General features: G+C 72.6%; 24 protein-coding genes. 9 read left to right on the top strand and 15 right to left on the bottom strand.

The genetic code is table 11. The features are described from left to right. Window positions 1-179: 179 nt before the first annotated feature. The 5 genes from cbiE to ACIQ9G_RS27275 all read right to left on the bottom strand — a co-directional run bounded on the left by cbiE (window position 180) and on the right by ACIQ9G_RS27275 (window position 4,998). A complete protein-coding gene (cbiE, locus tag ACIQ9G_RS27295; RefSeq protein ID WP_403614468.1) occupies window positions 180-1,388 on the bottom strand; it encodes a precorrin-6y C5,15-methyltransferase (decarboxylating) subunit CbiE in 1,209 nt (402 codons plus the stop codon). 125 nt (window positions 1,389-1,513) lie between these two features. Continuing rightward, window positions 1,514-2,152: a GNAT family N-acetyltransferase gene (locus tag ACIQ9G_RS27290; protein ID WP_403614465.1), complete on the bottom strand. Its 639-nt coding sequence runs from the start codon at window positions 2,150-2,152 to the stop codon at window positions 1,514-1,516. 172 nt (window positions 2,153-2,324) lie between these two features. Next, on the bottom strand, window positions 2,325-3,155 hold the full coding sequence (locus ACIQ9G_RS27285) for a MetQ/NlpA family ABC transporter substrate-binding protein (protein WP_403614463.1): 831 nt from the start codon (window positions 3,153-3,155) through the stop codon (window positions 2,325-2,327). Between the two features lie 65 nt (window positions 3,156-3,220). Then, window positions 3,221-3,958 (bottom strand): methionine ABC transporter permease, encoded by a 738-nt coding sequence (locus ACIQ9G_RS27280; RefSeq protein WP_403614461.1) that lies wholly within the window; start codon window positions 3,956-3,958, stop codon window positions 3,221-3,223. Further along, window positions 3,955-4,998 (bottom strand): methionine ABC transporter ATP-binding protein, encoded by a 1,044-nt coding sequence (locus tag ACIQ9G_RS27275; protein ID WP_403614458.1) that lies wholly within the window; start codon window positions 4,996-4,998, stop codon window positions 3,955-3,957. Before ACIQ9G_RS27275 ends, ACIQ9G_RS27280 begins: the two co-directional genes overlap by 4 nt. A 640-nt stretch (window positions 4,999-5,638) precedes the next feature. On the opposite strand from ACIQ9G_RS27275, the gene ACIQ9G_RS27270 reads away from it, so the two are divergent. Both ACIQ9G_RS27270 and ACIQ9G_RS27265 read left to right on the top strand, forming a co-directional pair. Then, the gene (locus ACIQ9G_RS27270) at window positions 5,639-5,998 is read left to right on the top strand and encodes a hypothetical protein (protein WP_403614455.1); all 360 of its coding nucleotides are present in this window, start codon (window positions 5,639-5,641) and stop codon (window positions 5,996-5,998) included. Window position 5,999: 1 nt separating this feature from the next. Beyond that, window positions 6,000-6,431: a hypothetical protein gene (locus ACIQ9G_RS27265; RefSeq protein ID WP_403614452.1), complete on the top strand. Its 432-nt coding sequence runs from the start codon at window positions 6,000-6,002 to the stop codon at window positions 6,429-6,431. Window positions 6,432-6,435: 4 nt separating this feature from the next. Here ACIQ9G_RS27265 and ACIQ9G_RS27260 read toward each other — a convergent pair whose 3' ends face one another. The 3 genes from ACIQ9G_RS27260 to ACIQ9G_RS27250 all read right to left on the bottom strand — a co-directional run bounded on the left by ACIQ9G_RS27260 (window position 6,436) and on the right by ACIQ9G_RS27250 (window position 8,736). After that, window positions 6,436-6,933: a GNAT family N-acetyltransferase gene (locus tag ACIQ9G_RS27260; protein WP_403614448.1), complete on the bottom strand. Its 498-nt coding sequence runs from the start codon at window positions 6,931-6,933 to the stop codon at window positions 6,436-6,438. Between the two features lie 45 nt (window positions 6,934-6,978). Next, the gene (locus tag ACIQ9G_RS27255; RefSeq protein WP_403614445.1) at window positions 6,979-7,485 is read right to left on the bottom strand and encodes an RNA polymerase sigma factor; all 507 of its coding nucleotides are present in this window, start codon (window positions 7,483-7,485) and stop codon (window positions 6,979-6,981) included. Window positions 7,486-7,560: 75 nt separating this feature from the next. Continuing rightward, a complete protein-coding gene (locus ACIQ9G_RS27250; protein ID WP_403614442.1) occupies window positions 7,561-8,736 on the bottom strand; it encodes a glycerophosphodiester phosphodiesterase in 1,176 nt (391 codons plus the stop codon). A 370-nt stretch (window positions 8,737-9,106) separates the two neighbouring features. Here ACIQ9G_RS27250 and ACIQ9G_RS27245 point away from each other — a divergent pair, with 370 nt between their 5' ends. After that, a complete protein-coding gene (locus tag ACIQ9G_RS27245; RefSeq protein WP_403614439.1) occupies window positions 9,107-9,778 on the top strand; it encodes a lysophospholipid acyltransferase family protein in 672 nt (223 codons plus the stop codon). Between the two features lie 110 nt (window positions 9,779-9,888). Here the strand turns inward: ACIQ9G_RS27245 and ACIQ9G_RS27240 are convergent, their stop codons facing one another. From ACIQ9G_RS27240 to ACIQ9G_RS27220, 5 genes are all read right to left on the bottom strand, one after another. Beyond that, window positions 9,889-11,412 carry an MFS transporter gene (locus ACIQ9G_RS27240; protein ID WP_403614436.1) on the bottom strand — a complete coding sequence of 508 codons (1,524 nt, stop codon included), beginning with the start codon at window positions 11,410-11,412 and terminating at the stop codon, window positions 9,889-9,891. Next, the gene (locus ACIQ9G_RS27235) at window positions 11,409-11,960 is read right to left on the bottom strand and encodes a TetR/AcrR family transcriptional regulator (protein ID WP_403614434.1); all 552 of its coding nucleotides are present in this window, start codon (window positions 11,958-11,960) and stop codon (window positions 11,409-11,411) included. Before ACIQ9G_RS27235 ends, ACIQ9G_RS27240 begins: the two co-directional genes overlap by 4 nt. A gap of 132 nt (window positions 11,961-12,092) precedes the next feature. Next, entirely contained in the window at window positions 12,093-13,064 is a 972-nt protein-coding gene (locus ACIQ9G_RS27230; protein WP_403614432.1) for an aldo/keto reductase, read from the bottom strand. A gap of 75 nt (window positions 13,065-13,139) precedes the next feature. Then, window positions 13,140-14,576, bottom strand: a complete 1,437-nt coding sequence (argH, locus tag ACIQ9G_RS27225; protein WP_403614429.1) for an argininosuccinate lyase — start codon at window positions 14,574-14,576, stop codon at window positions 13,140-13,142. Window positions 14,577-14,681: 105 nt separating this feature from the next. Continuing rightward, window positions 14,682-15,875, bottom strand: coding sequence for an argininosuccinate synthase (locus ACIQ9G_RS27220; protein ID WP_403614427.1), 1,194 nt, complete (start codon window positions 15,873-15,875; stop codon window positions 14,682-14,684). Window positions 15,876-16,088: 213 nt separating this feature from the next. Here ACIQ9G_RS27220 and ACIQ9G_RS27215 point away from each other — a divergent pair, with 213 nt between their 5' ends. Next, window positions 16,089-16,676 carry a pyridoxamine 5'-phosphate oxidase family protein gene (locus ACIQ9G_RS27215; RefSeq protein ID WP_403614425.1) on the top strand — a complete coding sequence of 196 codons (588 nt, stop codon included), beginning with the start codon at window positions 16,089-16,091 and terminating at the stop codon, window positions 16,674-16,676. 5 nt (window positions 16,677-16,681) lie between these two features. On the opposite strand, the gene ACIQ9G_RS27210 is transcribed toward ACIQ9G_RS27215, so the two are convergent. Beyond that, window positions 16,682-18,178: a sensor histidine kinase gene (locus ACIQ9G_RS27210; protein WP_403614423.1), complete on the bottom strand. Its 1,497-nt coding sequence runs from the start codon at window positions 18,176-18,178 to the stop codon at window positions 16,682-16,684. Next, window positions 18,175-18,942 (bottom strand): response regulator transcription factor, encoded by a 768-nt coding sequence (locus ACIQ9G_RS27205; protein WP_403614420.1) that lies wholly within the window; start codon window positions 18,940-18,942, stop codon window positions 18,175-18,177. The genes ACIQ9G_RS27210 and ACIQ9G_RS27205 overlap by 4 nt, the downstream gene beginning before the upstream one ends. Window positions 18,943-19,267: 325 nt before the next feature. Here ACIQ9G_RS27205 and ACIQ9G_RS27200 point away from each other — a divergent pair, with 325 nt between their 5' ends. The 5 genes from ACIQ9G_RS27200 (at window position 19,268) to ACIQ9G_RS27180 (ending at window position 24,368) form a co-directional block, all read left to right on the top strand. Beyond that, entirely contained in the window at window positions 19,268-20,620 is a 1,353-nt protein-coding gene (locus ACIQ9G_RS27200) for a ferric reductase-like transmembrane domain-containing protein (protein WP_403614418.1), read from the top strand. 7 nt (window positions 20,621-20,627) lie between these two features. Further along, window positions 20,628-21,140, top strand: coding sequence for an FMN-binding protein (locus ACIQ9G_RS27195; protein ID WP_403614416.1), 513 nt, complete (start codon window positions 20,628-20,630; stop codon window positions 21,138-21,140). Window positions 21,141-21,233: 93 nt separating this feature from the next. Next, window positions 21,234-22,616, top strand: a complete 1,383-nt coding sequence (locus ACIQ9G_RS27190) for a ferric reductase-like transmembrane domain-containing protein (RefSeq protein ID WP_403614413.1) — start codon at window positions 21,234-21,236, stop codon at window positions 22,614-22,616. A 53-nt stretch (window positions 22,617-22,669) separates the two neighbouring features. Then, window positions 22,670-23,572, top strand: a complete 903-nt coding sequence (locus ACIQ9G_RS27185) for an FMN-binding protein (RefSeq protein WP_403614410.1) — start codon at window positions 22,670-22,672, stop codon at window positions 23,570-23,572. 58 nt (window positions 23,573-23,630) lie between these two features. Next, complete coding sequence (locus tag ACIQ9G_RS27180) at window positions 23,631-24,368, top strand: FAD:protein FMN transferase (protein WP_403614407.1); 738 nt, start codon at window positions 23,631-23,633, stop codon at window positions 24,366-24,368. Window positions 24,369-24,447: the final 79 nt, after the last annotated feature.

Below are 24,447 nucleotides of genomic sequence, written 5' to 3'. Positions count from 1 at the left end.
CGACAGCTTGATCCGTGTCGGTCCGCTGTGGACTGCGCCACGTTGCGCGTCCTCCGGTTCTGCCGTACCACACTCACCTCAAAACGGGCGGGGTTTCCGGACATTGGCGAACGAAGTTCCGGACCACCCCATGCGGTACAACGATCGGCCAGCCTACCCCGGGCGGTACGACGACCCGATCACGGGGAGCGGTCGGGAAGTACCCCGCTGAGCAGGAAGGCAACGCTCCGTTCCTTCTCCGTCCAGGCCCGCGTGTCGAGTTCGACGGACTGCAGGAGGGCGCACTCGACTTCGTACCCGTGCTCCGTGAGGTCGCGGCCGACGAGTTCGGCCTCGTCCCGGGTCGCGGCGTGCGTGACGATGCGCTGCGGGCGCCGGTCGGCGACCGCGGAGACGACGGCCGCGCCGCCGCCGCCGATCCGGACGACGTCCGGTTCGGGCAGGATCTCCAGAATGTGCGGGGCGGTCCCGTGCACCACTTGGAGGTGGACGCCGAAGCGGCGGGCGGCCGACTCGGTGCGGGCGCAGGACTCCGGGTCGCGGTCGACGGCGATGACGGCGGCGCCGCCGCGCGCGGCCTCGGTGGCGAACGCGCCGCCGCCGCAGCCGATGTCCCAGACCAGGTCGCCGACGCGCGGTCCGAGGCGGGCGAGTTGGGCGGCCCGGAGCAGATCCGTTTCTCCCTCGCCGAACACGCCGCCGTAGACCTCGGCGGGCTGGGTCCAGCCGCGCGGTCCGGCGGCGGGGTCGCGCCCGGCGATCCAGCCGCCGTCGCCGCCGGCGGCCGGGCCGCCGATGACGATGACCACGTTCGGGTCCCGCCAGACGTGGTCGGCGGCCTTGTCGGAGGTGACGACGGTGACCCGTTCCCGTTCGGTGCCCAGTTCCTCGCAGATGACGAAGGTGCGGTGGACTCCGTCGAGGAGCAGGCCCAGTTCGGCGGGCCCGGCGCCGGGGGCGGTCAGAACGGCGACCTTGCTGTGGGCGCGGCACACGTTCACCGCGCGTCGCAGGGTGCGCTTGTGTGCGACGACCACTTGGGCGTCGTCCCAGGGCATCCCGGCGCGGGCGAAGGCGGCGGCCACCGAGGAGACGGCGGGGACGACCTCGACCTCGAGGCCGAACTCCGGGGCGCGCAGGGTCCGTACGACGCCGAAGAAGCCGGGGTCGCCGTCCGCGAGCACCACGGCGGTGCCGCGGTGGGCGGCGATGCGGCGGGCGGCGAGGTCGAGGCTGCCGAGGCGGATCCGCTCGGCCGTGCCGGGCACCTCGGGCAGTGCCAGATGGTGGGCGGCGCCGGCCACGAGGGTGGCGGCGCCGAGCGCGCCGCGTGCCGCTTCGGTCAGCGGCGAGCCGTCCCAGCCGATCACCGTGACCCGGTCGGCCATCGTCGTCAGTCTCCAGGGGGTTTGCGCAGGTCGTCAGGGGCCGCCCGTACGGGCCCCGTGAGCGTACCCCGTCGCGTCGTACGGCGTGGCCCCGGCCGTGCCGCGTCGCCGCGGTTCCCGTCCGGTCAGCTCCATTCCGGGAACGACGTGAAACCGTCCGAGCCGGAGAGGCCGTCCCCCGCGCCCTCCAGGTCCTCCGGGAGCAGGCTCCAGACGATGAAGTCGGTGCGGACGTCGGTCCAGCCGCCGTCCTCGGTCCGCACGTGGGCTATGCAGGCGTTGCGCAGGACGCCCTCGCTGATGCAGCCGATCTTCTGCGCGACCTGCTGGGAGGCGGTGTTGTCGGCGGCGGTGCGCAGTTCGACGCGCTCGAACTTCTGGTCCTGGAACAGCCAGCGGGCGGTGGCGAGCGCCGCCTCGGAGGCGTAGCCCTCGCCGCGGGCCCAGGGGGCGACGATGTACGACAGCTCGGTGGAGCGGATGTGCCAGCTGGTCTTGGTCAGCTGCACGACGCCGACCAGGCGCTGGGTGAGGAACTCGGTGACGGCCAAGTCCAGGCCGCGGCCCTCGGCGCGTTCGGTGGGTGCGTATTCGGTGATCCAGGTGCGGGCGCCGTCCTCGGTGAAGGGCTGGGGGACGTCGGTCCAGGCGGCGACCTGTTCGTCGTTCATCATCGCGGCCAGGGCGGGGACGTCGTCCTCGTCGAGGGGACGCAGCACCAACCGCTCCGTGCTGATGGAGATGTTGGGGAAGGTGCTAGTCATGCGCCGCTCCGTAACCTTCGGTGAACCTTCAGGGCCAGGCTGAACTGCCCAGCATGCAGCATGCAAGCATCGCACCGCACCACGGGGTCCACACCCCGTGAGGGTGCGGACCCCGTGCGTGGCGATACGCCGTGACGAGCCGTCAGGCACGAGCCGGCGGTACCGGCCGTGCTCAGAAGGAGGGGATGACCGAGCCGGCGTACTTGTCCTGGATGAACTTCTTGACCTCGGGCGAGGTGAGCAGCTTGGCGAGCTTCAGCACCCGCGGGTCCTTCTCGCTGCCCTTCTTGACGGCGAGGAAGTTGCCGTAGGGGTTGTTCTTGGCGGACTCCAGGACGAGGGCGTCCTGGGCGGGCTTCAGGCCCGAGGAGATGGCGTAGTTGCCGTTGACGACCGCGGCGTCCACGTCGTCCAGGGAGCGCGGGGTCTGGGCCGCCTCCAGCTCCTTGAACTTGAGGTTCTTGGGGTTCTTGGTGATGTCCCGCGGGGTCGCCTCGGTGCCCACGCCGCTCTTGAGGGTGATGAGTCCGTTGGCGGCGAGGAGCTTCAGGGCCCGGGCCTCGTTGACCGTGTCGTTGGGGACGGCGACGGTCGCACCGCTCTTCAGGGCGTCGGCCTTCTTGACCTTGTGGGAGTACAGGCCGAGCGGCTCCAGGTGCACCGTGACGACGGGCACGATGTGGGTGCCGTTCTTCTTGTTGAAGTCGTCGAGGTACGGCTGGTTCTGGAAGTAGTTGGCGCCGACGGAGCCGTCCTCGGTCGCCGTGTTCGGCGTGACGTAGTCGGTGAACTCCTTGACCTCCAGGTCGAGGCCCGCCTTCTTCGCCAGGTTCTTCTTGACGAAGTCGAGGATCTCGGCGTGCGGGGTCGGGCTCGCGGCGACGACCAGCGGGCCGCTGGTGTCGGAGGCGGAGTTCTCGCTGTCCGCGCCGCAGGCGGTGAGCCCGAGGGTGAGGGCCGAGGTGGCGAGGACGGCTGCGGTGATCTTGGCGGTGTTACGCACGAAAAGTGCCTTTCCTTCGGGGTGGTGCGACCCCGTCGTGGGTGGGACGGGGAGTTCTGGGGGGGTCAGGCGACCTTGCCGACGTCGGCGGCCGCGGGCTCCTTCGCCTTCAGCAGCCGCAGCTTCGGCGCCGGGCCGGAGCGGCCGCCGCGGTGGTGCAGGGAGCGGGCCGCGAAGTCGCCGGCGAACTGGATGAGCGAGATGACGACGGCGAGAATCGCCACCGTGATCCACATCAGCTGGGTCTCGAAGCGCTGGTAGCCGTAGCGGATGGCGATGTCTCCGAGGCCGCCGGCCCCGACCGTGCCGGCCATCGCGGAGTAGCCGATGAGGGCGACGACCGTGGTGGTGGCGCTGGAGATCAGCGAGGGCAGGGACTCGGGCACGAGCACCTTGCGGACGACGGTCCAGGTGTTGCCGCCCATCGCCTGCACGGCCTCGACGAGCCCGCCGTCCACCTCGCGCACGGCCGTCTCGACCAGGCGCGCGAAGAAGGGGATGGCGCCGATGGCCAGCGGCACGATCGCGGCCTCGCGGCCGATGGTGGTGCCGGTGATCGAGCGGGTGAAGCCCATCAGCGCGACCATCAGGATGATGAACGGCATCGAGCGGGCGACGTTCACGACCTGCCCGATGAGCTTGGCGGCGGGCAGGTTCTGCAGCAGCCCGCCCCGGTCGGTGAGGACCAGCAGGATGCCGAGCGGGAGTCCGCCGACGACGGCGACGAGCGTGGACCAGCCGACCATGTAGAGGGTGTCCGCGGACGCCTGGGACAGCAGCGGCTGCATCTCGGACCAGGTCACTTGGCCCCCTCCTTCACCAGCGGGGCCTCGAAGGCCGGGTCGTTCACGACGTCGATCTGCAGTCCCTGTTCGCGCAGGAAGCCGATCGGCACCACGTTGTCCTCGTAGCGGCCGGGCAGTTCGACGCGCATCCGGCCGACCTGGAGACCGCCCACGGTGTCGAGGGCGGCGCCGAGGATGGAGACGTCGATGTTGTAGGTGCGCGCGAGCTGCGAGACGACCGGCTGGGTGGCGGCCTCGCCGTGGAAGGTGACGTCGACGACGGTCCGGTCGGCGCCGGAGGCCTCGCCGCCCACCGGGAACAGCGCGGCGGCCAGCTCCGAGCCCGGGGTGGCGAGCAGTTCGCCGACGGTGCCGGACTCGACGATGCGGCCCTTCTCCATGAGCGCGGCCGAGTCGCAGACCGACTTCACGACGTCCATCTCGTGCGTGATGAGCAGGACGGTCAGGCCGAGCTGCCGGTTCAGGTCGCGCAGCAACTGGAGGATCGAGCGGGTGGTCTCCGGGTCCAGGGCGCTGGTGGCCTCGTCGGACAGCAGCACCCTGGGGTCGCCGGCGAGGGCGCGGGCGATGCCGACGCGCTGCTTCTGCCCGCCGGAGAGCTGGGCGGGGTAGGCGCGGGCCTTGTCGGCGAGGCCGACCAGGTCGAGCAGTTCGAGCGCCTTGCGGGAACGTTCCCGCCCCGAGGTGCCGAGGATCTCCAGCGGCAGTTCGACGTTGTCCTGGACCGTCCGCGAGGACAGCAGGTTGAAGTGCTGGAAGACCATGCCGATACGGCTGCGCGCCCGGCGGAGTTCCCGGCCGGCGCGGGGGCCTCGCCCGGCGAGGGCCGTGAGGTCCTGGCCGGCGACGGTGACCGTGCCGGAGGTGGGGCGTTCCAGCAGGTTGACGCAGCGGATGAGCGAGGACTTGCCGGCGCCGGACTGGCCGATGACGCCGAACACCTCGCCTTCGCGGACTTGCAGGTCGACGCCGTCGAGGGCGGTGACCTCGCGGCCGCGTGAGCGGTAGACCTTGGTCAGGCCCGTTGTCGTGATCACGTGGGGTTTCCGTCACTGTCGAGTGCGCGGCGCGTCGTGGGCACCGGCGCACGGCGTTCATGGTCGTGGGCAGCCAGAACGCGGCACGATTCCCGGCAGGACGCGGAAGACGGCGGGAAACGTGCGCGTGATGGGAGTCCCCTCACGCCGTTCCGGCGGTGAGGGAGGGAGCTCGGTCGTCCGCGCCGGGCACGGCGGTGGACACGAGCGGGCTCTCGCTTCGGGGCGCGAGGCTCAGGTGGTGCGGGGGCCCTCTAGCAGGCGCACATTCGACGCACTGGACACAGACAACGAGCACCGGGCGTCATCGTCGCCTCGGTCGCAGGGATGCGGTCGCTCGTCGTGGTCATGCGAGCAGTAAAGCAGACCGACGGTGCCGGCCCGGCATTGCTGTCCGCATGATGGACACGCGTGGACACCTCGCGGCCCGGGCCGGGTCGCCGCCTCCGCCCGCCCGTGACCAGCAAGGACGCGGCAGGCACCGGGACTTGCGCCGCTCCCCCGCGCGCGAGGGGCGACCCGGGGCTGTGGCCGACACCACGACCGCGGTGCCAGCCCCCGGAGCCCCGGCACGTACCCCCGGGGGGCACGTGCCGGGGCCGGGGACACCGGGGTATTTGGGCCGTAATAAGGTCGCACCATGCTTGATGCCCTGACGCTGGTGACCGGCGTCGCCGCGCTGCTGCTCGCCGCCTGGTGCGGCTTCGCGGCCTACCGCGACCAGCCGACGAAGGACTGGCACTTCATCGGGATGGCCGTGGTCACGCTGCTGGCCACGGTGCAGCTGGTGATCGGGATCGTGGCGCTGGCGCGGGGCGGGAAGCCGGAGCAGGGGACGGCGATCTTCGTGGCCTATCTGCTGGGCGCCTTCGCGTGCGTCCCGGCGGCCGGCTTCATGTCGCTGGCCGAGCGGACGCGCTGGGGCTCGGTGACGGCCGCGGCCGGCGGTGTCGTCCTCGCCGTCCTCGAAGTGCGGCTCTACGACATCTGGGGAGGGTGAGATGGCGACCACGCAGCAGAAGCCGCAGCGGACGCGGCTGATCAGCGGTCCGGGGATGCTGCTCGTCTGGCTGTACGGGGTGATGGTCGTCGGCGCGGTGTCGCGCTCCGTCTTCCAGATCGCCACCGAGTTCGACCGGGCGCCGCTCGCCTACACCCTCTCCGCGCTGGCGGGCCTGGTGTACGGGTTCATCACCTACTCGCTGGTCCGCGGCGGCGAACGGGCGCGCAGGGCGGCGCTGGTGTGCTGCGCCGCCGAACTCGCGGGGGTGCTGGTCGTCGGGACCTGGACGCTCGTCGAGCCGTCCGCCTTCCCCGACGCGACCGTGTGGTCGGACTACGGGATGGGCTACCTCTTCATTCCGGTGCTGCTGCCGGTCTCGGCGCTGTACTGGCTGCGCAGGGCCGAGAAGCGGCAGCCGGACGCCGTCTGATCCGCTACGCCGTCGCCACGTAGGTGCCGGCCGGCTTCTCCAGGACGATCATCGGTACGCCGTCCTCGCCCTGGGAGGTGCCCACCGCCTGGTAGCCCACGCGCCGGTACAGGCGCAGGCTGCTCTCGCTGCGGTGACCGGTGTGCAGCCGGAACCTGGTGGCCCCGCGCTCCCCGGCCAGCGCCGCCTCCGCCGCGCGCAGCAGCCGCGCGCCGATGCCGTGGCCCTGGAGGCGCGGGTGGACGCAGAGCTTGCCGATGGAGGCGGCGCCGTCGCCGGTCAGGCTGCCCCGCACCGAGCCGACCACCTCCTCGCCGAGCCGCGCGACGAACACGCAGTCCTCGGTGACCTCCCCGCGGACCGAGTCCAGGCTCTGGACGAGCGGGTCGATGCGGTAGTTGCCGTAGAGCGCCGCCTCGCTCTGGAAGCACAGGTACTGCAACCTGAAGATCTGCTCCGCGTCCTGCTCGGTCGCCGCAGAGATGGTCACGCTCATGCCCATGTGCGCACGCCTCCCGCTCACCTGATCCGCTGTCGTTCCCGACTTCTATCCCCGCGCTTCGCGGGCCGCAACCTCCGAGGTGAGCAATCGCCGCAGACATCCCAGGCATCGGGAACGTTCCGGACCGAGGCTGCCCTGTGAGATACCCAACTCCCCCGCGATCTCCCGGTAGGTGAGGTCCCGCGGCGACAGCAGCGCCTCCAGCAGCCGCGGGCAGCGGCCCGGCAGCCGGCGCACCGCGTCGCGCAGCGCATGCCGCCGGGAGGCGGCCAGGGCGAGGTGTTCGGGGGTGCGCTCGTGGTCGTCGGCGGGTTCGAGGCCGTACGGCAGTTCCAGCCGGACCGTGCGGCGGGTGCGGCGCGCCTCGATGCGCACGGCCCGGCGCAGCCAGCCCTGCGGATCGGGCGGCGGGCCGCCCGCCTCCAGGTGCTCCAGCAGCCGGACCCAGACCGCCTGTTCCAGGTCGCCCGGTTCGGATCCGGACGCGTACGCCTCGGCCGACGCCTCGGCGGCGAGCAGCGGGCGCAGGGCGGTGAGCAGGTCGTGCGTCATATGCGGCACGACGCGGCCGCCCCGGCGCGGGTTGCCGGAGCGGCCGTCGTTTCACCCCAACCGGGGCCGGGTCTCTCAGCCGTTGACGAAGTCCTCGCGGGCCAGCAGACCGGTGTCCGCGTTGTCGGTGAAGACGCCGTCGACGCCGGTCGCGAAGTACGCCCGGAAGACGCCGAAGACGTCACCGTAGGCGTCCGGGTCCGTGCCCCTGCGGAACTTCGGCGGCAGGAAGGGGTTCTCGTTGCGGACGGTCCACGGGTGCACGACCAGGCCCGCCGCGTGCGCGTCGCGGACGAGCGAGCTGGGCGTGGTGAGGTTGCCGTCCTTGTCCTTGGGGATGACCAGGTCGAAGGTCGGGCCGATGCCCTGGGCGTAGGAGGCGATCTCCTTCAGGCCCTTGGGGGTGATGAGGTCGGCCACGGTGCGCGGGTCGCCCGCCTCGACGAAGTCGTAGGGACGGCTGTCGGCGCCGGAGAGCAGCACGGCGAGCGGGTTGCCGACGAGCCGGTTCAGGCGCTGGATGCTGCTCGGCTCGAAGGACTGGATGATGACCGGCGCGTCCTTCCCGTCCTTGCCGTGCTTGCGCAGCAGCCGGGCGACCCGCTCCTCCAGGCCGAGGCCGAGCTTGCGGAAGTAGGTGGGGTGCTTGGTCTCGGGGTAGATCCAGACCTGCCGGCCGCGCCTGCGGGTCTGCTCGTCCTGCCACTTCAGGACCTCTTCGAAGGTGGGGATCTCCCAGCGCCCGTTGTAGAGGGTGTTGTGCGGGCGGTTCGCCGGGATGCGCTCGACCGCGCGCAGCGTCTTCAGCTCCGCCAGCGTGAAGTCCTCGGTGAACCAGCCGGTGGTGGGGACCCCGTCGAGGGTCTTGGTGGTCTTGCGGTCGGCGAACTCCGGGTGGTCGGCGACGTCCGTGGTGCCGCCGATCTCCGGCTCGTGCCGGCACACCAGGTGACCGTCCTTGGTGGGCACCAGGTCACCGGCCTCGACGATGTGCGCGCCCAGGTCCAGGGCGAGGTCGTACGAGCCGAAGGTGTGCTCCGGCCGGTAGCCGCTGGCGCCCCGGTGGCCGATGATCGTGGGCACCGGCAGGCTCTTCAGGCCGCCGCCCGCCGACCCGGCCGTGGTGCCGCCCGCCGCCCGCGCGGCGCCCGGCAGCCCGAGGACCGCGCCGCCCGCGCCGAGCACCGCCGCGCCGAGCAGCGCCCGCCGTCCGGTCGCGTGTACCTGTTCGTCCGACCCCTGCGTGGCCATGACCGTCTCCTGCCCGTCGTGTCGTGGGTGGTGCGGGCCGATGGTAGGGGGGTGCGCATGACATGAGGGAGACCTCGAGCCGAACACAGGGGTGACGCCGGATGTCGTGAGCGGCACGGCGGGTGACGCACCGTCGGCATGACCGGGGCCGGGCGGGGAACCCGGAAGGGGACGCGGCCGGCGCGGCGCGCGCGACCTCCGTCACATCGTTCCGTCCCGGTTTCCGGGGCGCTACGCAGTGCCGTCGCAGGTAAACATGCGTCAACAGTGCGTAAGACGTGGTGAGCCCGATGTGCAATCCGCCCTGGGCCGCGAGTATCGTCCTCACCTGCACAGACTCATACCGAATCCCTTGACACCGGAGGGCCCGTTGTCCCGCTTCGCGCTCATCAAGGCAGTGCTCGGTCCGATCATGCGCCTGATGTTCCGCCCACGGGTGGAGGGCGCGGAGCGCATCCCGGGCGACGGTCCGGTGATCCTGGCCGGCAACCATCTGACGTTCATCGACTCGATGATCCTGCCGCTGGTCTGCGACCGTCAGGTCTTCTTCATCGGCAAGGACGAGTACGTCACCGGCAAGGGCCTCAAGGGCCGGCTGATGGCCTGGTTCTTCACCGGCGTCGGCATGATCCCGGTCGACCGCGACGGCGGCAAGGGCGGCGTCGCGGCGCTGATGACCGGCCGGCGGATCCTGGAGGAGGGCCGGATCTTCGGCATCTACCCCGAGGGCACCCGGTCCCCCGACGGCCGCCTGTACCGGGGGCGCACCGGCATCGCGCGGCTGACACTGATGACCGGGGCCCCCGTCGTCCCGTTCGCCATGATCGGCACGGACAAGATCCAGCCCGGCGGGTCGGGGATGCCGCGGCCGAGCCGGGTCACCGTCCGGTTCGGCGAGCCGATGGAGTTCTCCCGCTACGAGGGGATGGACCGGGACCGGTATGTGCTGCGGGCGGTGACCGACTCGGTGATGACCGAGGTCATGCGGTTGTCCGGGCAGGAGTACGTGGACATGTACGCCACGAAGGCGAAAGCGGCGTAGGCCTCCGGCGGTCGGGCGGGACTGCGCCGTCGGGGGACCGACGTCTTCCGGGTGCGGGTGATCTGTGGCTGAGCGCGCAGTTCCCCGCGCCCCTTTGGGGCACGCCTGACTCAGGGCGCTTCTTCGAGGCGCCGGCCCTTCAGCAGGAACCATGCCGCCGCCGCTGTCGCCAGGAGGACCGCCGCGCCGGCGCCCGAGGCCAGGTGGAGGCCGTGGACGAAGGAGTCGCGGGCCGCCGTCAGCAGCGCTTCCGCGGTGGGCCGGGGCAGGGCCGACGCCGCCTCCACGGCACCGCCCAGTGACTCGCGGGCCTGGGCCGGGGTGCCGGGCGGGCCGGGGAAGCCGCGGTAGACGCCGGTCACGATCGAGCCGAGCAGGGCGATCCCGAGGGCGGCACCGAGTTCGTACGCCGTCTCGGAGACCGCGGAGGCCGCGCCCGCCTGCTCCTTGGGGACTCCGGCCAGGATGACGTCGGCGGTCACCGTGAAGGAGAAACCGGCGCCCACGCCGACCACCAGCAGGACCGCGCCCAGGAGCGGGTAGCCCGTCGAGGCGCTCAGCGTCGTCAGCGCGGCCAGCGCCAGGCCCACCGCGGCGAGTCCGCCGGAGACCACGGCCCGCACCGAGAAGCGGCGGGCCGCGCGGCCGGCGACCAGACCCGCGGCGACCGCGCCGACGGCGGCGGGCACTTCGGCCAGCCCCGCCTCGAACGGCGCCCTGCCCTGCACCAGTTGCAGGTACTGGGAGAGGAAGAAGACCAGCCCGGACATGCCGAGGACGGTCAGGAGGTCGGCGAGGACGGCGCCGCTGAAGCCGCGGTCGCGGAACAGCCGCATGTCCAGCAGCGGCACCGGCAGTGTGAGCTGGCGGCGCACGAATCCGTGGAGCGCGGCCGCGCCGAGCAGTCCGGCGGCGAGGGCCACCGGGGTGGGCCCGTGGGCTGCGGCGTCCTTCACCGCGTACACGACGCCGATCACGCCGGCCAGCGAGAGCGCCACGCTCAGCAGGTCCCAGGGGCCGGGGCGCGGGTTGCGGGACTCCGGCAGCGTCCGGACGCCGACGAGCACGAGGACCGCCATCACGGGCAGGTTGATGAGGAAGACCGAGCCCCACCAGAAGTGTTCGAGCAGGAATCCGCCGGCGACCGGGCCGACGGCCGTACCGGCGGAGGCGGTCGCGCCCCAGACGCCGACGGCGAGGCTGCGCTCGCGCGGGTCGGGGAAGATGTTGCGGATCAGGGCGAGGGTGGCGGGCATCAGGGTGGCGCCCGCGACGCCGAGCAGCGCCCGCGCCGCGATCATCAGCTCGGGCGTCGTGGCGTAGGCGTTGAGGACGGAGACCGCGCCGAACGCCGCGGCACCGCCGAGCAGGACGCGCTTGCGGCCGACGCGGTCGCCGAGGCTGCCCATGGAGACGAGCAGACCGGCGATGACGAACGAGTAGACGTCGCCGATCCACAGCAGCTGGGTGCCGGAGGGCTTCAGGTCCTCACTGATGTAGGGGGTCGCGAGGCCGAGGACGGTCGCGTCGACGGCCACCAGCAGCACGGCCAGGACGAGGACGGAGAGCGCGAGCCAGCGGCCCGGACGCCTCTCCGCCTCCGTCACCGTCGCCGGCCGCAGGGTGCTGGTCATGGTTCCTCTCTTCGTGTGGCTCCGCCGAGCAGCAGCTCGACGATCATGTGGGTGAAGTCCTTGGGGGCAACGCGGCCCTCGGCCACGGCCCAGGCGCCGGAGGCCAGCAGGCCGTACAGCGCCTCGGTGAGCCAGGCCGGGGTGAGGTCGATGCGGAACTCGCCGGCCGCCTGGCCGCGCCGGAACAGGGCCGCGACGCGGTCGTCGATGCGGGTCCAGCCGGCGTTCTGCTCCTCGCCCTCGAAGAGCTGGTTCTCGGTGTAGAGGAAGGCGAGCAGCCCGGCGGCCGGCTCGATCGCGCGCACCAGACGCCGTACGGCCTCGCCCGCCGGTCCCTCGTCGAGGCGGGCCGTGTCGAGCGCGGCCTCGCACTCGGCGATGCCGAGCGACTCCAGCGCCCGGACGAGCGCGTCGCGCCCGGCGAAGTGGCGGTGCAGCGTGGCCCGGCTGATCCCGGCCGCCCTGGCGACCTCGTCCATGGTGGCGGTGGATTTCCGGGTGAGCAGGGCGGCTGCGCTGCGCAGCACGCGGTCACGGTCGACGGCCATGAGACAAGGGTAACCCATGTGAGACATTCATGTCTCAAAAAAGGCGCGCCCGTCTCACGGTGGAGACGGGAGACGGTGAAGTGGGCGGCGGGAGCTGTGAGAGGCGGTGGGGGCGGGTGGGGCGGTGAGGGCTCAGTGCCAGGGCAGCTGTCCGCGCCGCTCCCAGTAGGCGCGCGGCTCCTCGGCCAGTGCGTCGAGGCGGGCGAGCTGGTCCTCGTCGAGGTCCACGGCCGGGGCGTGCAGGTTGGACGCGAGCTGGGCGGCGGTGGCCGCGCCGGACAGCACGACGCCCGCCCACGGCCGGTGCAGGACCAGCGCGAGGGCGACGGTGTCGCAGTCCATGCCGGTCTCCCGGGCCACGGCCCGCAGCACCTCGGGCGCGTCCGGCCCGGCGAGCCGCCCGTTGGCCATGCCCTCCTTGACGATCACCGTGAGCCCGGCGTCGTGCGCCTCGGCCAGGGCGGGCCCCGCCGAGGTCTCCAGGGCGTTGTACGTCGACTGGACGGCACGGAAGAGGGGCTCGCCGTCGACCGTCACGGCGAGCGCGGCGCGGATGGCGTCGGCCTGGGCGGGGCCGCTGGTGGAGAAGCCGATGGTGAGGCCCCGCCCGGCGGCCTCCGCCAGCGCGGCGTGCAGCTTCTGGTCGGTGAGGGCGGGGCTGTCCGGCGTCACCGAGTGGATCTGGTAGAGGTCGAGCCGGTCCCCGAGCAGTTCGTCGCTCTCCGCGCGCTGCCGCTCGTAGGTGGCGAGGCTGTGGTCCTTGACCTCGTGGTGCTCGGCGTCGGTGCGCCAGTCTGCGGTGTAGGTGTAGCCCCACTTGCTGCCGACGACGACGTCGCCGGCCTCGGGACGGGCGCGCAGCCAGTCGGCGAGGAACTCCTCGGAGCGGCCGTAGGAGCGGGCGGCGTCGAAGTAGCGGACGCCCTGCGCGTAGGCGGCGTCCAGGAGTTCGTGGGTGCGCGCGCGCAGGGCGTCGACGGTGCGGTCGGCCGGGAGGTCCCGCTCGCGGCCGAGGTTGATGTAGCCGGGGCGCCCGACGGCGGCGAGCCCCAGGCCCATGTGGCAGGTGGGAGTCGTGGCTGAGGCCAGTCGGGCGAAGGGCATCACAGGCTCCGTTCGGTCGGTTCCTCGCGGTGTGCGGACCAACGTATCCCGTGCCGCCCCGCCCGTCGCGACCTGCTACTTCCTCGGCTGCTTGGCGTTGGCCCAGGCGTGCTGCGCCGCCACGTCCGCCTTCACCTCGGCGAGCTGGACGGCGACCGCGCTCGGTGCGGTGCCGCCGCGGCCGCTGCGGGAGGCGAGGGCGCCGGGAACGTCGAGGACCGTACGCACCTCGGGGGTGAGATGGGCGGAGATCTCCGCGAACTGCTCGTCGGTCAGCTTGTCCAGCTCCTTGCCCTCGGCCTCGGCGACCTTGACGCACTCGCCGGCCACCTCGTGCGCCACCCGGAACGGCACGCCCTGCCTGACCAGCCACTCGGCGATGTCGGTGGCGAGCGAGAAGCCGGCCGGGGCCAGCTCCTCCATGCGCTCGCGGTGCACGGTGAGGGTGGCCATCATGCCGGTGAAGGCCGGGAGCAGGACCTCCAGCTGGTCGCAGGAGTCGAAGACGGGCTCCTTGTCCTCCTGCAGGTCCCGGTTGTACGCGAGGGGCAGCGCCTTGAGGGTCGCCATGAGCCCCGTCAGGTTGCCGATCAGCCGGCCGGACTTGCCGCGGGCCAGCTCCGCGATGTCCGGGTTCTTCTTCTGCGGCATGATCGACGAGCCGGTGGAGAACGCGTCGTGCAGGGTCACGAAGGAGAACTCCTTCGTGTTCCAGATGATGACCTCCTCGGCGATCCGGGAGAGGTTCACGCCGATCATCGCGGTGATGAAGGCGAACTCGGCGACGAAGTCACGGGAGGCCGTGCCGTCGATGGAGTTGCCGACGCTGCCGTGTTCGAAGCCGAGGTCCGCGGCCACCGCCTCGGGGTCCAGGCCCAGGGAGGAACCCGCCAGGGCTCCCGAGCCGTACGGCGACACGGCCGTCCGCTCGTCCCACTGGCGCAGCCGCTCGGCGTCCCGGGACAGCGACTGCACGTGCGCGAGGACGTGGTGGGCGAAGAGCACCGGCTGGGCGTGCTGAAGATGGGTGCGGCCGGGCATCGCCACGTCGGGGTGGGCATCGGCCAGCCCGATCAGCGCGTCCTGGAGGTCGGCGATCAGGCCGCCGATGATCCGGGCGTGGTCGCGCAGGTACATGCGGAACAGGGTGGCGACCTGGTCGTTGCGGGAGCGGCCGGCGCGCAGCTTGCCACCGAGGTCGGGGCCGAGGCGCTCCAGCAGGCCGCGTTCCAGAGCGGTGTGGACGTCCTCGTCGGCGATGGTGCCGACGAAGTCGCCGGACGCCACGTCCGCCTCGAGCCGGTCCAGGCCCGCGAGCATCCTCGTCAGCTCGTCGTCGGTGAGGAGCCCCGCCTTGTGCAGCACGCGCGCGTGGGCACGCGAGCCGGCGATGTCGTAGGGCGCGAGCCGCCAGTCGAAGTGGACGGACGCGGACAGCTTGGCCAGGGCCTCGGCGGGACCGTCGGCGAACCGGCCGCCCCAGAGCCGTACGTCACCGCTGTTGCTGCTCACTGCGTTGCTCCTCGAGGGTCTGGATGTGCCACCGCCTCCCCACCCGGGAGCGAGGAGACGGTTGCCAGGCTAGTCCGTGCGGGGTGCCCCCGGCGGGTCGGGCGGTCAGGCCAGGTCGCGCTTGGCGGCGATCTTCGACGACAGGCCGTAGATGTCGATGAAGCCCTTGGCCGCGGCCTGGTCGAAGGTGTCGCCCGTGTCGTAGGTGGCCAGGTTGAAGTCGTACAGCGAGGACTCGGAGCGCCGGCCGGTGACGACGGCGCGGCCGCCGTGCAGGGTCATCCGGATGTCGCCGGAGACGTGCTGGTTGGCCTCGTTGATGAAGCCCTCCAGGGCGCGCTTGAGCGGGGAGAACCACTGGCCGTCGTAGACCAGTTCGCCCCAGCGCTGCTCGACCTGCCGCTTGTAGCGGGCCAGTTCGCGCTCGACGGTGACGTTCTCCAGCTCCTGGTGGGCGGTGATCAGGGCGATCGCGCCCGGCGCCTCGTACACCTCGCGGGACTTGATGCCGACCAGCCGGTCCTCGACCATGTCGATCCGGCCGATGCCCTGGGCGCCGGCGCGCTCGTTGAGCTGCTGGATGGCCTGCAGGACGGTGACGGGCTTGCCGTCGACGGCGACCGGGACACCCTCCTTGAAGGTGATGATCACCTCGTCGGCCTCGCGCGGGAGGGCCGGGTTCTGGGTGTACTCGTAGATGTCCTCGATCGGGGCGTTCCAGATGTCCTCGAGGAAGCCGGTCTCGACGGCGCGGCCGAAGACGTTCTGGTCGATGGAGTACGGGGACTTCTTGGTGGTCGCGATCGGGAGGTCCTTCTCCTCGCAGAACGCGATGGCCTTGTCCCGGGTCATCGCGTAGTCGCGGACCGGGGCGATGCACTTGAGGTCGGGCGCGAGGGCGACGATGCCCGCCTCGAAGCGGACCTGGTCGTTGCCCTTGCCGGTGCAGCCGTGGGCGACCGTGGTGGCGCCGTGCTTCTGGGCGGCGGCGACGAGGTGCTTGACGATGGTCGGCCGGGACAGGGCCGAGACCAGCGGGTAGCGGTCCATGTAGAGGGCGTTGGCCTTGATCGCCGGGAGGCAGTACTCGTCGGCGAACTCGTCCCTGGCGTCCGCGACCTCGGCCTCGACGGCACCGCAGGCGAGCGCGCGCTTGCGGATGACGTCCAGGTCCTCGCCGCCCTGGCCGACGTCGACCGCAACGGCGATGACCTCGGCGCTCGTCTCCTCGGCGATCCAGCCGATGGCGACGGAGGTGTCCAGACCGCCTGAGTAGGCGAGTACGACGCGCTCGGTCACGGGTTTCTCCTCACAGTGCATTCGCTGAACATGCATGAGTATGCAGGAGTCTGCATGATTCGTCAATCTCATCGGGCGTGAACACGCGGAGCCGCTTTCCCGTACCTCGCGCTGTGGCCGCCCCGAAGCAGCGCCGGCCGGGGCGGCCACCGCACGATCGTTCTCGGCCAAGTCCTTAGACAGCCGAAGGAAACACCTCGATAATCGGTCGGCATGGGAAAGACCTACGAGCGCATAGACGGCAGGCTGCGGGCGTTCATCGAGGCGCAGCCCCTTTTCTTCACCGCGACCGCCCCGCTGTCCGGCGACGGCACCGTCAACCTCTCCCCCAAGGGCCTCAGGGGATCCTTCGCCGTGCTCGACGAGCACACCGTGGCCTACCTGGACTTCGCCGGGTCCAACGCGGAGACCGTGGCGCACCTGCGGGAGAACGGGCGGATCACCCTCATGTGGTGCGCCTTCCAGGGGCCGCCGAACATCGTCCGCGTGCACGGCCGGGGCGAGCCGGTCTTCCGCGACGACCCGCGCTTCGGGGAACTACTCGCCCGCTTCCCGGACATCGACCCGTCCACGCACGGGCTGCGCGCGATCGTCGTCGTCCGCGCCGAACTGGTGCGGGACACCTGCGGCTACGCGGTGCCCTTCATGGCCTACGAGGCCGACCGCGACCTGCACGGCAAGCGGTTCGCGCGCGAGGACGACACCTCGCTGAGCGCGTACTTCGCCGGGAAGGACCACGTGGCCACCAGCCTGGACGGACTTCCCGGGCTGCCGCTGCCGCTCCCGCCGTCCACCGCCTGAGCCGCTCAGCCGAGCGGGAGGCGCACCGTGAACGTCGTCGCCCCCGTGCGGGACTCCAGCTCCACGCTTCCGCCGTGCGCCTCGGTCACCGCCGCCACGATCGACAGGCCGAGGCCCGCTCCGGCCCCCCCGGAGGCCCCGCTGCGGCGGCGGTCGGCGCGGGTGAAGCGCTCGAAGACGCCCGGCTGGACCTCCTCGGGGACACCGGGGCCGTCGTCGCGCACCTGGAGGACGGCCGCCGGGCCGTCGGTCTCCAGCGACACCGTCACCTTGGTGCCGGCAGGGGTGTGCAGCCGCGCGTTGGCCAGCAGGTTGGCGAGCACCTGCTGAAGCCGGTGGGCGTCGCCGGTCACCGTCACCGGCTCCTCCGGCAGCTCCATGGTCCAGCCGTGCCCGGGGCCGGCGGCGCGGGCGTCGGTCACCGCGTCCAGGACCAGACGGGTCAGGTCGACCGGGCGGCGCTCCAGCGGCCGGCCCGCGTCGAGACGGGCCAGGAGCAGCATCTCGTCGACCATCACGCCCATCCGGGCGGACTCCGCGGCGATGCGCTCCAGCGCGCGGGTGACCTCGGGCGGCACCGGCCCGGGGTGCAGCAGGGCGAGCTCCGCGTGACCGCGGACGGAGGCGACCGGGGTGCGCAGCTCGTGGCTGGCGTCGGCGGCGAAGCTGCGCAGCCGCTCCTCGCTGGCGTGCCGTTTGGTGAGCGCGTCCTCGACGTGGTGCAGCATCCGGTCGAAGGCGGTGGCGACCCGGCCCACCTCGCTGCGCGGGTCGGACTCCGGGCCCCGCGGCGGCAGCGCGACCTCACCGCTGGCCAGCGGCAGCTCGCTGACCCGGGTGGCGGTCGCCGCGACCCGGCTCAGCGGCCGCAGCGACCAGCGCACCCACAGGGCCCCGGTGACACCGGCCAGCGCGAGGGCCGCGCCGAACACGACGGCGGCGACCAGCTCGAGGCGGCGCACGGTGGCCTCCACCGGCTCCAGCGGCAGACCGGTGATCAGCACGTCGCCGTCCTCGCCGCGGGTGGCGACGACGCGGTAGCTGTGCAGGGACGACAGGCCGACGGTGTGCGCGGTGCCGTCGAGCGGCACCCGGGCCAGCTCGGCCTGGTCGTGCGGGGTCAGCCGGGCGGTCAGGTCGGTGGAGTCGTCGGAGTCCACGCCGGGCACGACGGCGGCGTTGGTCACCCGGCCGTGCAGCAGGCGGGCGCCGAAGGTGCCGGACGCCTGCCGGCGGGTGTCGCCGTGCTCGTCGCCGTCGTGGTCGGTGCGGGGCGGCACGCCGTGCTCCAGGCTCGCCGGGTAGCGGGCTCCGACGTCGCGCAGCTGCTGGTCGACGCGGCTGGTCAGGAAGCCGTCGAGCTCCACCACGGCGGCCACGCCGACGGCGGCGCAGCTGACCGCGAGCAGCACCACCAGGCCCGCCGTCAGCCGGGCCCGCAGGGTGCGAGGCCGGGGCAGCCGCCCGAGCCATCGGCCCGCCTTCGCCCACACCGCCCTCATCGCACCGCCGGCTTCAGCACGTAACCGGCCCCCCGCACCGTGTGGATCATCGGCTCGCGGCCCGCGTCCACCTTCTTGCGCAGGTAGGAGATGTACAGCTCCACCACATGGGCCTGACCGCCGAAGTCGTAGGACCACACACGGTCGAGGATCTGCGCCTTGCTGAGCACCCGCCGGGGGTTGTCCATCAGGAAGCGCAGCAGCTCGAACTCGGTCGGGGACAGCTCGATCAGCTCTCCGCCCCGGGTGACCTCACGGGCGTCCTCGTCCATGACCAGGTCCCCCACGGTGAGCCGCGGCCCGTCCTCCTCCACCTGCCGGGCCATGCCGGCGCGCCGCATCAGTCCGCGCAGCCGGGCGACGACCTCCTCCAGGCTGAAGGGCTTGGTCACGTAGTCGTCGCCGCCGGCGGTGATCCCCGCGATGCGGTCCTCCACCGCGTCCCGCGCGGTGAGGAAGAGCACGCAGACGTCCGGCTTCACCTCGTGCAGCGACCGCAGCACGGCGAAGCCGTCGGTGTCCGGGAGCATCACGTCGAGGACGACCGCGTCGGGCAGCAGGTCGCGGGCCTCGGCGACGGCTCCCGCGCCGTCGCCCGCCGAGCGCACCTCCCAGCCCTGGTAGCGCAGCGCGCCGCTGAGGACCTCGGCGAGGTCGGGGTCGTCGTCGACGACGAGGACCCGTATGGGGCTGCCGTCGGGCCGGGTGAGGGCGTGCGGACCGGGGCGGGCGGGACCGGTCGAGGGGGCGGGGGAATGGTTCATGGCCCTTCCAGCATCCCCCGCCGCGCGACCTCTCCGCGAGGCCCGTCCCTCTGAGTTTCCTGTGAGTGACCCCACGCCGTGAAGCCCGCGGAACCGCACGGACAGCCCACCGATCACCCGGCGGACCGCCGTCGAGCGCCCTTCGGACGCCGTGCGGGCACCTGCGGCGGGTCCCGCGTGAGATCTCCGTGAGATCCCGGTGAGACCCCGCTCAGAGTCCGCTCTGAGTTCCCTATGGGGCGGCCGGGCGGGCCCGGCGTCTCAGAGCGCCCTCAGAAGTTGGCGCCGCACAGTTGCGTCCTGGACAGGTGAAAGGACGCGAACCATGACGACGGTCCAAGAGCGGCGGGCTGCTCCGCCCGTACCGCCGGCCCCCCGGCGCTCCCCGGCCGCAGCCGTGCTCATGGCGCTGTGGGCCGGGGCCGCCGCGGTGATCGCCCTGTGGTGGTTCGGCACGGACTCGGTCGTGGGCACCGCGGGCTGGCTGACCGGCGCGGGCCGGATCGCCGGACTGCTGTGCGGGTACGCCTGCGCGGTGCTGGTCGGTCTGATGGCCCGGGTCCCGCTGCTGGAACGGCGGGTCGGCTCGGACCGGGTGGCCCGCTGGCACGCGATGGCCGGCCGGTACACCATCTGCCTGCTGGTCGCGCACGTGGTGCTGATCCTCGCCGGGTACGCGGCCCAGGACCGCGCCTCCCTGTGGCACGAGGCGGTCACGGTGGTCATGGACTACCCGGACATGCTGAAGGCCACGGCCGGCACGGTCGTCCTCCTCGCGGTCGGGATCACCTCGGCGCGCGCGGTGCGCCGCCGCACCAGCTACGAGTTCTGGTACTACGTGCACCTGCTCACCTACGCGGCGGTGTTCCTCGCCTTCGGGCACCAGCTCGCGCTGGGCAACGAGTTCAACGGCCATCTCCTGGCCACCGGCACCTGGTACGCGCTCTACCTGGGCGTCGCGGCCCTGGTGGTGTGGTTCCGGTTCCTCGCCCCGGTACGGCTGAACCTGCGCCACCGGCTGCGGGTGGAGTCCGTGCACCACGAGGCGCCCGGCGTCTACTCGGTCGTGATGCGCGGACACCGGCTCGACGAGCTCGGCGCGCAGCCGGGGCAGTTCTTCCGCTGGCGCTTCCTGGGCGAGGGCATGGGCTGGACGTCCACGCCGTACTCGCTGTCGGCGCCGCCGCGGCCGGACCTGCTGCGCATCACGGTGAAGGCGCTCGGCGACCACAGCGCGGCCGTGCCGCTGCTGCGGCCGGGCACACGGGTGTGGGCGGAGGGCCCCTACGGCTCGATGACCGCCGACCGGCGCACCTCGCACAAGTCCCTGCTGATCGGGGCCGGGGTCGGCATCACCCCGCTGCGGGCGCTGTTCGAGACGCTGCCCGGTGACGTCACGCTCCTGTACCGGGCCCGCACGGCGGAGGACCTCGCCCTCGGCGCCGAGCTGGAGGCGGTCGCGCGGTGGCGCGGTGCGCGGTTGCTGTACGCGCTCAACGGCCCGCGCGGGGAGCGGCCGCCGTTCACCGTCGAGGCCCTGCGGGGCGCCGTCGCCGACCTCCCCGGACACGACGTCTACATCTGCGGTCCCCATGCCTTCGCCCAGGACCTGTACCGGGTGCTGCGCGCCGCCGGAGTGCCGGACCGGCGTATCCACCACGAGTCGTTCGAGCTGTGAGGTCCCCTTGCACGCGTTGAAGAAGAACCGTCCGCTGCGCCGCGTCGTGCTGGCGAGCGCCGCCACCGTCTCCGGACTGGTGATGCTGCTGTCGCTGAAACCGCACACGCCGCCGGAGATCGCCGCGGCACCCGCCCCCGCCGCCTCCAGCGGCTCCGGCGCCACGGCCGGGTCGGACGGATCCGGGTCGTCCTCCGGCGGGTCGTCGTCCGGCGGGTCGTCGTCCGGCGGCAGGAGCACGGGGACGAAGACCGTCACGGGGCAGACGGTGCAGACCCGCTGGGGCCCGGTCCAGGTGCGGATCACCGTGAAGAGCGGGAAGATCACCGATGTGACCGCGGTCTCCTACCCTTCGGAGAACCCCCGGGACCAGCAGATCAGCGGCTACGCGATCCCCCAGCTGAGGAGGCAGGCGATGGCCGCGCAGAGCGCCCGGATCGACGGGGTGTCGGGCGCCACCTACACCAGCGACGGTTACCGGCAGTCACTCCAGTCCGCACTGGACTCGGCCGGACTCTGAACATCCGCCGGGCGCTGAACGCACCGCCGCCCCGGCACGTATTGCAGGGCCAAGGGACCACGCCACCCCCCTTGCCCCGTCCACGGAGGAACCGTGACCACCACGCTCGCAGGAGGCCGCGCCGCCCGGCGCCAGACGATGCGCCGCATCCGGCCGCGCCGCTCCCCCGCCGTTCCGCTGCTGCTCGCCGTCTGGGCGGGCGCGGCGGCCGTGCTCTGGCTGTGGTGGACGAACACCCCGTCCGTCGCGGGCACCGGCGGGCGGATCCTCAACGCGGGCCGGATCACCGGCCTGCTGGCCGGCTATCTCATGGCGCTGGTCGTGCTGCAGATGGCCCGGGTGCCCGCCCTGGAACAGCGGGTGGGCTCCGACCGGGTCGCCCGCTGGCACGCGATGAGCGGCCGCTACACGCTCTGCCTGGTCCTCGCGCACGTCTTCCTCACCATGTGGGGCTACGCGCTGCAGGCCGGCAAGACGCTCGGCGACATCGTCCAGCAGACCGTCGACTCCATCAACCAGCTGCCCGACATGGGCAAGGCCGCCGTCGGCACCGGCCTGCTGATCGTGATCGGCCTGGTCTCGATCGGCCCGGTCCGCCGCCGGATGCCGTACGACACCTGGTACCACGTGCACCTGTTCACCTACGCGGCGGTGTTCCTCACCTTCTGGCACCAGATCACCACCGGCAACGACTTCGCCGTCGAGCCGGCCGCCAAGACCTTCTGGTACGGGCTGTACGGCGCGGTGACGGCGCTGGTGGTCTGGTACCGGATCCTCACCCCGATCCGGCTGAACCTGAAGCACCGGATGCGGGTCGAGGCGGTGATCGAGGAGACGCCGGGGATCGTGTCCGTGCTGATCGGCGGCAGGAAGCTGCACCGGATGGGCGCGGAGGCCGGGCAGTTCTTCCGCTGGCGGTTCCTGGCGCCGGGGATGCGGTTCAGCTCCCACCCGTACTCGCTGTCGGCGGCACCCCGCCCGGACCTGCTGCGCATCACCGTGAAGGCGATCGGCGACCACAGCGCCCGGCTGCGCGAGCTCGCCCCGGGCACCCGGGTGTGGGCGGAGGGCCCGTACGGCGCCCTGACCGCGTCCCGGCGCAGCCGCGGCAAGGTGCTGCTGGTCGCGGGCGGTGTCGGCATCACGCCGATGCGGGCGCTGTTCGAGACGCTGCCCGGCGCGGCCGGGGACATCACCCTGCTCTACCGGGCCAACAGCACCCAGGACCTGGCCCTGTGGGACGAGCTGGCGAAGATCGCGGACGAGCGCGGCGCCCGGCTGATGTACGCGGTCAACAGCCCGGACGGGGAACGCCCCGACATCTCCGCCGAGTCCCTGCGGCGGAAGATCCCCGACATCGACCACCACGACGTCTTCATGTGCGGGCCGAACGGCTTCGCGCAGTCGGTGTACGAGGCGCTGCGCGGCGCGGGGGTCCCCGCCCGCCGTATCCATCACGAGTCGTTCGAGATGTGAGCGACGGGAACCCCGACCATCCGGACTTCACGGAATTCAGGAGCTCAGGAGCGATGAGGAAGAGCCACCCCGTCCGACGTGCCGTGCTCGCCGGTGCCGCCACCGTCTCCGGCATCGTGCTGCTGCTGTCGCTGAAGCCTGCGTCCGACCCGGCCTCCGCCGCGGCGGCGGGCGGCGCGGCGCCGCAGCAGACCGCGTCGGCGCAGGACTCGCCCCAGGGCGGCGCCCGGGGCACCGGTGACGGCACGGTCACCGGGACCGTGGCCCAGACGCAGTACGGGCCCGTCCAGGTCCGCCTCACGGTGAGCGGCGGAAAGATCACCAAGGCGGAGGCCGTGCAGGCCCCGAAGGGCGGGCTCAGCAGCCAGAAGACCGAACTGGCCGTGCCCAGGCTCAACCAGGAGACGGTGGCCGCGCAGAGCGCGCGGATCGACGCCGTGTCCGGGGCCACCTACACCAGCGGCGGCTACAAGAAGTCGCTCCAGTCGGCACTGGACCGGATGAAGACGGCCGGGTCCTCGTCCGGCGGGTCCGCGTCCGGCGGTTCCTCGTCCGCCCACAAGGGCGGCGGCACGCCGTCCGGAGCGACGTCCCCGGGCTCCGCCGCGTCCTCGGGCTCGTCGGGGTCCTCCGGCGCCTCGGGCACCTCGGGCTCCTCCGGGTCCTCCTCGGGCTCCTCCCGGACCCGCACGGTCACCGGCAAGGTCGTCCAGACCCAGTACGGTCCGGTCCAGGTCCGTGTCACGGTGAGCGGCGGAAAGATCACCAAGGCGGACGCGGTGCAGGCCCCCCAGGGCGGGCTCAGCAGCCAGAAGACCCAGCTCGCCGTGCCCAGGCTCAACCAGGAGGCGGTCGCGGCCGGCAGCGCGGACATCGACGCGGTGTCCGGGGCCACCTACACCAGCGGCGGCTACAAGAAGTCGCTGCAGTCGGCGCTGGACCAGGCCGGTGGCTGAGGCCGTGGCCGAGCAGCCGGCAGGAACTCCCGCCGCGGTGCGTCACGTGGAGGAGGTCATGGGGACCGTCTTCTCCTTCGACGTCCGCGGCGGGGAACTTGATGAGGTCCGGGCGGCGCTGGGCGAGGCCGTCGCCGGGCTGCGGCGGGCCGACGAGGTGTTCAGCACCTACCGCGACGACAGCCAGGTCTCCCGGCTGGCGCGCGGCGAGCTGACCGTCGAGGAGTGCGAGCCCGAGGTCGCCGAGGTGCTCGGTCTCGGCGCCGAGGCCGAGCGCGCCAGCGACGGCTGGTTCAGCCTGCGCTACGAGGGGCGGCTCGACCCGACCGGCATCGTCAAGGGCTGGGCGGCCGAACGGGCGGCCCGGCGGATCGCGGCGGCCGGCGCGAGCGGGGTCAGCGTCAACGGCGGCGGGGACGTCCAGCTGCTCGGCGCGCCCGAGCCGCGGCGGCCCTGGCGGATCGGGGTGTCGGACCCGCTCCGGCCGGGCGGGCTGGCCGCGGTGATCTCCACGGCCGGGGCGGCGGAGCTGGCCGTCGCGACCTCGGGCACGGCCGAGCGCGGCGCCCACATCGTGGACCCCCGCACGGGCCGCTCCGCGGTGACCGACCTGGTGGCCGTCACGGTGGTCGCCCCGCGGCTGACCTGGGCGGACTGCTGGGCCACGGCCGCCTTCGCGATGGGTTCGCGGGAGGGGCTGGCCTGGCTGGAGTCCCTCCCGGACGTGGAGGCCCTGCTGATCACGGCGGGCGACGAGGTGCGCTGCACGGGAGGTCTGGCGGCGCGGCTGGGCTGATCCGGCCCGCCCGGCCGGATCGGACCGGGCGCCGGGCGCAGGCGTGGCGGAGGGGGCGTACCGATGCGGGTACGCCCCC

Origin of the sequence: Streptomyces sp. NPDC096152, from assembly GCF_044763235.1 — a bacterium.
GTDB lineage: Bacteria > Actinomycetota > Actinomycetes > Streptomycetales > Streptomycetaceae > Streptomyces.
This window is presented reverse-complemented; position numbering and strand designations above follow the sequence as displayed.